This is a genomic window from Nonlabens sp., from assembly GCF_965660805.1.
GTDB lineage: Bacteria > Bacteroidota > Bacteroidia > Flavobacteriales > Flavobacteriaceae > Nonlabens.
Genome location: NZ_CBFIBE010000059.1, coordinates 1 through 9,820, shown reverse-complemented (window position 1 = coordinate 9,820; position 9,820 = coordinate 1). Strand labels below are relative to the sequence as shown.

The window sequence follows — 9,820 nt, the reverse complement described above, 5'->3', positions numbered from 1 at the left end:
AAACTCACAAACTCACAAACTCACAAACTCACAAACTCACAAACTCACAAACTCATAAAATCCCTATCTTTAAACTTTAAAACTAGACCATGAAAAGAATCCTTATAATTCTTACCGCAGCCGTTCTCATAGCCAGCTGTGGAACACAAAAAAAAGTAGCAAAACTTGAAAAAACGGCCGAGACTATGTCTCAAATATTGCCAGGAATTAAAATTCCTAAAGCAAGCGCTTCTCAAATATTAAATGATGTTACTTACTTGGCCAGTGATGAGTTAGAAGGACGTGATACAGGATCAGAAGGGATTCTTACCGCTGCAAAATATTTGCAAAATAGACTTCATGAAATAGGACTCCAGCCTTACAGGGATGATTTCTTTGATAATTTTCAGGCTCAAGGTGAAAAAGCGTTTAACATCGTAGGGATGCTGCCAGGAACAGATGGTGTTTTAAAAAATGAGGTTGTAGTTATAGGTGCGCACTATGATCATATCGGTTTTATGAAAGCCGTCGCTGGAGACAGTATTGCAAATGGTGCAAATGATAATGCAACGGGAACAGCAAGCGTTCTCGCTATTGCTGAATCCCTTAAGGCTATCGATTTTAATAGAAGGACTGTAGTTTTTGCCTTATTCTCTGCTGAGGAAAAAGGACTTATCGGGTCTAAACATCTTGCAAAACGCATGAAAGCCGAAAAGGAAAATGTAGTTGCCATGATCAACTTTGAAATGACAGGAACACCTATGGTGGAGTCTGAGTATATTGCTTATTTAACCGGTTATGACAAGTCTAACATGGGAGCAGTTTTTAATAAAGCAAATCCCAGCAGATTAGTTACAGGTAAACTTGAGGCAGCTGCCGAAATGAATTTGTTTATGAGATCAGATAATTTCCCGTTTTACGAGGAATTTGAAATCCCAGCTCAAACCTTTTGCACCTTTGACTTCACAAATTTTGATCATTATCACCAGCCTGGAGATGAAGTTTCTCAAATAGACTCGCGTCATATGGCTGCTGTGGTAGACGCTATTATGCCTGGAATTATGAAAGTTGTAAACGATGAACGTCTTAAAGTAATGGGAAATGAGTAAAAACATAGTCATAACAGGAACCAGTCGTGGTATAGGATTTGAACTCGCAAAGCAATTTGCTAGCGCTGGACATCAGGTCATCACGCTTGCGCGAAAAACCGATTCCATTCAAGCTTTAGGATTAAACAACATCACGGCTCTCTCATGTGATCTTGCCAGTGAGGAAAGTGTTTCTAAAACTGCTACAACAATTATAGATACATGGAATGCTATCGACATCGTAATTCATAATGCAGGAATGTTAGTAAACAAAGCTTTTGAAGAATTAACAGCTCAAGATTTTCAAAACTGTTATGCGGTAAATGTTTTTGGAGTAGCATCACTAACACAAAAGTTATTACCAGCACTTCGCAAAGAATCTCACGTCATAGCTATAAGCTCTATGGGCGGTATTCAAGGCAGCGCAAAATTCCCTGGACTTGCGGCATATTCTAGTGCCAAAGGAGCCGTAATCACCCTTTTTGAACTCCTCGCGGAGGAATACAAAGAAAACGGTCCATCATTCAACACACTAGCCCTAGGCGCCGTACAAACCGAAATGCTAGAAGAAGCTTTTCCAGGTTATAAAGCACCACTAACAGCACAAGAAATGGCGGCTTACATCATGAACTTTGCTTTAACCGGAAATAAGTTCTATAACGGTAAGGTGTTGCAAGTGAGTGCGAGTACTCCGTAAGAAACTGAATTTGAACTCGAACTCAAAACCGAAATAAGTTCTATAACGTCATTACGTGTCATTACCATATCTCGACTTTCGCTCGATATTGCATTTAAGTTATGAAGAGAAATGACTATTGAATTCCAGTTCGAGCGGTAGTCGAGAATAGTTTCAGATCTTAAAACCTCATTACCGCATCAACAAATTCCCAAATCAATCCACTGCAACAACCTTAATTCCATCCTTAACTTGAGCCGCAACAGCTCTAGCGGTATTTATGTCTTGATCCACCACAGTAACATGTCCCATTTTTCTAAAAGGTCTCGTTTGTTTTTTTCCATAGATATGTGGTGTCACACCTGGCATGGCTAGAATGTCTTCTATACCGTCATAAACTACGTTTCCAGTATGACCTTCTTCTCCTACTAGGTTAACCATTACTGCGGCAACGGTACTGTCAGTGTTCCCGAGTGGTAAATCTAATACACAACGTATATGCTGTTCAAACTGGTCCGTTACAGATCCTTCTATAGAATAATGACCAGAATTATGAGGTCTAGGAGCCACCTCGTTAACGAGAATATCTCCGTTTTTAGTTAAAAATAGTTCTACCGCAAGTAAGCCTACGTGGTTATAAGCTGCACTTACTTCTAGAGCAATAGCACGAGCTTTTTCAGAAATAGTACTATCGATACGTGCTGGGCATATCACATATTCCACCTGATTAGCTTCGGGATGGAATTCCATTTCTACGACAGGATAAGTTTTCATCTCGCCACTAGCATTACGAGCTACGATTACAGCGAGTTCCATTTCAAAATCGACCATATCTTCATAGATACATTCCACCTGAGGTAAATGTGCTAGGTCACTTTCTTGACGTATTACTTTAACACCTTTACCGTCGTATCCACCTTCAGCACTTTTCCATATAAACGGATAGTTTTTTCCATGGTTGATTACAGGTGTTTTATGAATTTGAAAAGGAGCTGTCGGGATATGATGATCGAGATAAAACTGTTTTTGGACCGCTTTATTTCTAATCAAGTTCAACACTCGAGCACTGGGAGAAACAGCTATTCCCATATCTTCCAGTTCTTGTAAGGCTTGTACGTTTACGTTTTCAATTTCTATAGTAAGAACATCTACCTGCTTACCAAACTCCATTACCGCCTCAGAATCCATAATATCGCCTTCAAAGAAAACTGTGCAGCCTTCAAACGCTGGCGCAGTATCATTTTTATCCATCACGTAAGTGGCGATATCCCATTTACGAGTCGTGTATAACATCATTTTGCCTAGCTGGCCGCCGCCCAGAATGCCTAGCGTAAAGTCTGAAGAAAATAGTGGTATGCTCATACCGCAAAAATAAACTTAAACTTAAACCTAAACTTAAATTGAAGAATGAAAAATAGAACTTGAATCTGAACTTGAACTCGAACTTGAATTAAAAAAAGAAAAAAAAGCCTCGCAGAGGTTTCTCCTCCTTTAGAGAAGACGGAAGATGAGGTAACAGCAATTGAACTCTAACTCGTAATGAATTTCAAAAGAATGAATCTAAATTTTTCCCTTTAATGAAATGTCTGCAGAATAATAGGCCAGCCCAGGAGCTAAACAAAATTTGCCTAACTAATTATTTAAAATCACATCGTTGAACTCAAAAAAATATTTTACAACAAACAACAAACAACAAACAACAAACAACAAACCAACTCGCATACTCAAATACTCACAAACTCAACAACTAAATGTTATCTTTGCATTAAAATCAACTTACAGTGATTCAAATTCACGATCTCTATTTTAAACCATTTTTAACTACTACCCAGATTAGTGACGCTGTAGATAATCTCGCGTATCAGATCAACCGTGATTTGGCTCATAAAAAACCTGTCTTCCTTGGAATTTTAAATGGCAGTTACATGGTCATGGCAGACTTAACTCGCAAGTTTGAGCATGATTGTGAGATTGCTTTTTTGCGTGCCTCAAGTTATGAAGGAACTTCCTCAACTGGAGCACTTGTGGAGAGTCTTCAGGTAGATATGGATCTTGCAGGTAGAACGGTCGTTATTGTAGAAGATATAGTAGATACAGGATTGACGGTGGACACGCTTTCGCGAAAGCTACAACAACACAACCCAGCTGCCCTGCACATAGCGACACTTTTTTTAAAGCCCGAAGTATATAATCGAGCGCTGAAAATAGATTATGTAGGGCTTAATATTGAAAACAAATTTGTCGTGGGATACGGCATGGATTATAATAACCTAGGGCGCAATTTGCCCGAACTTTATGTACAAACTCAACGCATGAAAAACATCGTATTATTCGGTCCACCAGGTGCCGGAAAAGGAACCCAAGCAGAACGATTAAAAGAAAAATATGGACTGGTTCACATCTCTACAGGAGACGTGTTCCGTTACAATATTAAAAACGGAACTGAATTAGGAACACTAGCAAAATCCTTTATCGATAAAGGACAGTTAGTTCCAGATACGGTAACGATAGATATGTTAAGAGCTGAGGTAGAGAAAACACCAGATGCAAATGGGTTCATTTTTGACGGTTTCCCACGTACTAATGCACAGGCAGAAGCACTGGATGAATTGCTATCCAGCATGGATACCACTGTTGCAGGAATGGTAGCGCTAGAAGTAGATGATGAAGTACTTGTAGAACGATTACTAGAAAGAGGAAAAGCCAGCGGTAGAGCAGATGATGCCAATGAAGGCGTGATAAGAGATCGTATCTCTGTTTATTACAAACAAACAGCACCACTTAAAGATTACTACGCAGCTCAAGATAAATATCATGGAGTAGATGGAGTAGGAGCACTGGACGAGATCACAGAAAGATTGAGCGTAGAGTTTGATAAGCTTTAAGAACTCGAACTCGAAATTAAATTAAAACAATGATGCGAGGACTAAGGTTCTCCAAGTCCGTTTTATATAAGAAAGCCTAACAGAAAAAGCAGGTCGAGAACGGTTGTAATATTTCAGAAATAAAAAACCGTTAACCATTAACAGATAACAAAAACACAATGACCGAAGGAAATTTTGTAGACTATACTAAAGTACATCTTGAGTCAGGTCGCGGCGGTAAAGGAAGCACGCACTTGCACAGGGAAAAGTACATCGATAAAGGTGGTCCAGATGGTGGAGATGGTGGTCGTGGTGGTCATATAATCTTGAGAGGAAATAAAAATTTATGGACACTCTATCACTTTAAATATAAACGTCACTTTAAATCTGCTCAAGGTGGTAATGGGGCAAAACAGCGCCGCACAGGAGAAGATGGAGGAGATATTTACATAGACCTACCGTTAGGAACGGTTGTTAAAGATTCTGAAACAGGTCAAGTGATTTATGAAATGCTAGAAGATGGAGCAGAGCATATTATTTGTCAAGGAGGAAAAGGTGGTCGTGGAAACTGGCACTTTAAAAGTTCTACCAGACAAACACCTCGTTATGCACAACAAGGAATGGAAGGCGAGTCTCTAGACGTGGTTTTTGAAATGAAGGTACTTGCTGATGTAGGTCTAGTAGGTTTCCCTAACGCTGGAAAATCCACACTACTTTCTGTCATCACAAGTGCTAAACCTAAGATTGCTAACTACGAGTTCACCACCTTGAAACCTAATCTAGGAATCGTAGAATACCGTGATTTTAAATCATTTGTTATTGCTGATATCCCAGGAATCATAGAAGGCGCCGCAGATGGTAAAGGACTTGGACATCGTTTCTTGAGACATATCGAGCGCAATTCTACATTATTATTCCTCATCCCAGCAGATGCTGATGATATCAGTGCTGAGTATGATGTCCTATTGAACGAGCTTAAAAAGTATAATCCAGAATTGCTAGATAAAAACAGGTTTGTCTGTATTTCAAAAGCAGACATGCTGGACGAAGAGCTTATGGAAGAAATGCGTGAAATGCTAGATGATCAAGGCGCTTTTAACGGTGCACCATACATGTTTATTTCCTCATTATCACAATACCACATGCAAGAATTAAAAGACCGCTTGTGGGCGATGTTGAATGAGTAGATGTTATTGAATGAATTAAATTTAAAACACCTCAAAGGTTTGTAAAATCTTTGGGGTGTTTTTTTATTGGTTGTCAGGTGTTACTTTTTAATAGTGATTATAAATCCTTTCAGGCAATTAAGTTTAAGTTAGATTATAGTTCATGATATTAATATAAAAGATAAGGCTGTCGCATTTGATCATAGGCTTTGAGGTCTTCTTGCCACGTGCCTCGTATCTCATCGGCAGTCATTCCGGCTTCTATTTGTTCTTGAAGTTTCTCGGTTCCTGCTAGTTTTGTAAAAAAGGAGTTGAAAAAGTTTCTTTTAGAAGGCGCTTTTGCGAAAGCGTCTACTAGAAAGTCTAATTTTAATTGATCCAACTTAGGGTGTTTTCTCAAATCTACACCGAAACATTTCTTCCCATTATGCAAGGGTCGTTTTGCTCCTTCATTAGGAGTAGGCGTGAAAGAGAATTGCTGGTATTTTGCTAATTGTGGTGCGCCATAAACTTGAAACTGCATGGAAGTACCACGACCTACACTGATATCTGTTCCTTCAAAAAAGCACAAGCTAGGGTAAAGGTTAATCGCCTGGTCATTAGGTAAATTAGGTGATGGTTTTATAGGGATAGCATAAGGATCTGTACGATTGTAATTATGCATTTTAACCACCATTAAGTCACATTTTAAGCCATATGCTAGCCAGCGCTCGCCGTTAATCATTTGCGCATATTCACCTATGGTCATGCCGTGAACTACCGGTACGGGATGCATGCCCACAAAACTTTTATGAGCAGGTTCTAGAATAGGACCGTCTATATAATGGCCATTAGGATTAGGTCTGTCTAGAATGATTACTTTTTTTTCTAATCGAGAACAAGCCTCCATTACATAATGTAAGGTAGAAATGTAAGTGTAAAATCGTGCGCCTACATCTTGAATATCAAAGATGATTATATCCACATCGGCTAGTTGTTCTTCAGTAGGTTTTTTGTTAGCACCGTATAGTGAAATAATCGGTAATCCTGTTTTAGAATCTATGCCATCTTTTATGGTGGCGCCAGCATCGGCCGTACCACGGAAACCGTGCTCTGGTGCAAATACTTTTTTTACCTGTACTCCACGACTTAGTAACGTGTCTACTAAATGCGTGTATGTTACTACTTCAGGCTCATCCCAGGTTGTTTTATTAGTATTTACATTAGATCGTACCACACTGGTTTGATTACCTACTACCGCTACATTGCGGCCTTTAAACAAGCCTATCCATTGTTGAATATTATCTGCGGCGGGAACGGGTTGATTATTTACCGCTATAGTAGATTTAATAACTCTAGGTTTAATGTTTGTGTCAGATACTTTTTTAGTTTTGGCGGCCGTTTTATTTTTATGATTGATCTTTGCATCACAGGAAATCATAGTTAAAGCGATGGCTAATATGGTATATTTGAAAAACATAAAAGAATAAGTGAATTTAGAATATTTCATAGCAAAAAGAGTACAAAGTAGTACAGCTTATAAAAATAGCGTAAGTGCACCGATTATTAAAATTGCAATTGCAGCAATCGCTATAGGTATAATAGTCATGTTAATAGCTATTGCCACTGGTGTAGGACTGCAAAAAAAGATAAAAGAAAAAGTAAGTGCCTTTAATGGGCACGTGAGTGTTTCCCTTTATGACCGCAATAATTCTATTACAACGGTAAAACCTATCTCCTTACATCAGGATTTTTATCCTGATTTTAAATCTGTTCCAGAGGTAGAACATGTGCAGGCTGTTGCTACTTTAGGAGGCATGATTAGAACCGAAACCGATTTTGAAGGAATTATTCTTAAAGGTGTAGGTGCAGATTATGATTGGTCTTTTTTTAAAGACTTTTTAGTAGAAGGAAAACTGCCCACAATTAAGAGTGACAAGACTTCAAGAGAAATTCTCATTTCAGATGATATTGCTCGTAGGTTACAATTAAAAGTAGGTGATAAAGCACGAACTTACTTTATTAAACCAGATGCTTCTACTAGTGCAAATCCTTCTATACCTCGCGCTTTTATGATCTCTGGAATATATGATAGTGGTCTAGAAGAGTATGATACTAAATTCATTATAGGTGACTTGAGGCATATTCAAAAAATCAATAAATGGAAACCAGATCAAGTAGGGAAATTTGAGGTTTTTATTAGTGACTTTGATAGTCTTGATGAGATAGGGAATAAAATATGGCGTGATATAGATTCACAATTAATGAGTCAGACTATTAAGCAAGAATACCCTAATATTTTTTCTTGGTTAGCCTTATTAGATGGTAACATTTATATCATTATAGCCGTTATTCTTATTGTAGGGATTATTAACATGATCACCGCTTTACTCGTTTTAATACTAGACCGCACACGCATGATAGGGATTTTAAAATCTATAGGAGCTAGCAACTGGTTAGTGCGCAAGATATTTTTATATAACGCTATGAGTTTAATACTGCAGGGATTAGTTATAGGAAATGTAATAGGGCTCGCGCTACTAGGAATCCAGTATTTCTTTAGTCCACTGGTGCTAGACCCTAGCACCTATTACGTCACTGAGATGCCAGTTTATTTATCACTAGGGCATCTTGTATTACTCAATGTAGGTACGTTTGTGATTTGTCTATTGGTTTTAATAATTCCATCATTTATTGTAAGTAAAATATCACCGGTTAAGGCGATGCGATTTGAGTAATAACTTTCTTTAAAGGTAGTTTGAGCATGTTGTTTACGCTTTCGCGAAATCGTAAATCCCATCAATTAACAAATCAATAATGAGATGGAGCTACTAGAACTTATCTAAAACATTATTTTTGCAGCACAAATAAGCACATGGAATACGCAGAAAATATATTAGGCACGATAGGAAATACACCACTTGTGAAGATGAATAAGCTCGTGGAAGATATTCCTGCTCTAGTACTCGCAAAATATGAAACATTTAATCCAGGAAACTCAGTAAAAGACCGAATGGGATTAAAAATGATTGAAGATGCTGAGGCTGATGGAAGATTACAACCAGGCGGAACAATCATAGAAGGAACCAGCGGTAATACTGGAATGGGACTTGCTCTAGCAGCGATCATGAAAGGTTATAAACTTATTTGTGTTCTTGCAAATAAGCAGTCTAAAGAAAAAATGGATATCCTGCGTGCGGTAGGAGCTGAGGTTCATGTATGTCCTACTAATGTAGAACCAGATGATCCTCAGTCTTATTACTCTACTAGTAAAAGGTTAAGTGAAGAAATTCCTAATTCCTGGTATGTGAATCAGTATGATAATCCGTCTAACTGTAAAGCGCATTATGAAAGTACAGGTCCAGAAATATGGAAACAAACCGAAGGTAAGGTGACACACTTTGTAGTAGGTGTAGGAACTGGAGGAACTATATCTGGAGTAGGGAGTTATTTAAAACTTCAAAATCCTAACGTTAAGGTTTGGGGAATTGACACCTATGGTTCTGTCTTTAAAAAATACCACGAGACTGGAGTTTTTGATGAGAACGAGATTCATTCTTATGTCACAGAAGGAATAGGTGAAGATATTTTACCACTCAACGTGCGATTTGAAGTGATTGACGGTTTTACTAAAGTCACAGATAGAGACGCTGCGGTATATACCAGAAGGCTGGCAAAGGAAGAAGGAATGTTTTTAGGAAACAGTGCTGGCGCTGCCATAAAAGGATTGAAACAAATCCACAAAGAGCATGGTTTTACTAAAGATGATGTGGTAGTGATTCTATTCCATGACCATGGTAGCCGTTATGTAGGTAAGTTTTTTAACGATGAGTGGATGCTAGAAAAAGGATATATTAATGAAGATGGTTCTTATCCTGAGGATGAGAAATAGTTTTTCTCAGTTAATGATATAGTAAAAATGCCAAGAATGTTTCTTGGCATTTTTGTTTTGAGCATCTTCAAGTTGAATTGGTGTAAAATATTTGTCGATTTCAAAGTCTTTTGTCATTTGTCTTTAAGCGTAGCGGTCGTTTGAGCTTTTTAAGATAGAATTATTATCTTTAGTTT

At 38.1% G+C, this 9,820-nt stretch carries 8 protein-coding genes; 6 read left to right on the top strand and 2 right to left on the bottom strand.

Annotation, left to right across the window (positions count from 1 at the left end; genetic code table 11):
* Positions 1–89 precede the first annotated feature (89 nt).
* The gene (locus ACTF48_RS10505) at positions 90–1,088 is read left to right on the top strand and encodes a M20/M25/M40 family metallo-hydrolase (RefSeq protein WP_438963113.1); all 999 of its coding nucleotides are present in this window, start codon (positions 90–92) and stop codon (positions 1,086–1,088) included.
* Positions 1,081–1,764 (top strand): SDR family NAD(P)-dependent oxidoreductase, encoded by a 684-nt coding sequence (locus ACTF48_RS10500; RefSeq protein ID WP_438963112.1) that lies wholly within the window; start codon positions 1,081–1,083, stop codon positions 1,762–1,764. The genes ACTF48_RS10505 and ACTF48_RS10500 overlap by 8 nt, the downstream gene beginning before the upstream one ends.
* A 195-nt stretch (positions 1,765–1,959) precedes the next feature.
* On the opposite strand, the gene ACTF48_RS10495 is transcribed toward ACTF48_RS10500, so the two are convergent.
* Positions 1,960–3,105, bottom strand: a complete 1,146-nt coding sequence (locus ACTF48_RS10495) for a 5-(carboxyamino)imidazole ribonucleotide synthase (protein ID WP_438963111.1) — start codon at positions 3,103–3,105, stop codon at positions 1,960–1,962.
* A gap of 419 nt (positions 3,106–3,524) precedes the next feature.
* Between ACTF48_RS10495 and ACTF48_RS10490 the strand changes: the two genes are divergently transcribed.
* Entirely contained in the window at positions 3,525–4,628 is a 1,104-nt protein-coding gene (locus tag ACTF48_RS10490; RefSeq protein WP_438963110.1) for an adenylate kinase, read from the top strand.
* 158 nt (positions 4,629–4,786) lie between these two features.
* A complete protein-coding gene (obgE, locus tag ACTF48_RS10485; protein WP_438963109.1) occupies positions 4,787–5,794 on the top strand; it encodes a GTPase ObgE in 1,008 nt (335 codons plus the stop codon).
* 148 nt (positions 5,795–5,942) lie between these two features.
* Here obgE and ACTF48_RS10480 read toward each other — a convergent pair whose 3' ends face one another.
* Positions 5,943–7,262: an exo-beta-N-acetylmuramidase NamZ family protein gene (locus ACTF48_RS10480; RefSeq protein WP_438963108.1), complete on the bottom strand. Its 1,320-nt coding sequence runs from the start codon at positions 7,260–7,262 to the stop codon at positions 5,943–5,945.
* Between ACTF48_RS10480 and ACTF48_RS10475 the strand changes: the two genes are divergently transcribed.
* Positions 7,243–8,490 (top strand): ABC transporter permease, encoded by a 1,248-nt coding sequence (locus ACTF48_RS10475; protein ID WP_438963107.1) that lies wholly within the window; start codon positions 7,243–7,245, stop codon positions 8,488–8,490. The two genes, ACTF48_RS10480 and ACTF48_RS10475, sit on opposite strands and share 20 nt — an antisense overlap.
* 137 nt (positions 8,491–8,627) lie before the next feature.
* Entirely contained in the window at positions 8,628–9,644 is a 1,017-nt protein-coding gene (locus ACTF48_RS10470) for a PLP-dependent cysteine synthase family protein (protein ID WP_438963106.1), read from the top strand.
* Positions 9,645–9,820 lie beyond the last annotated feature (176 nt).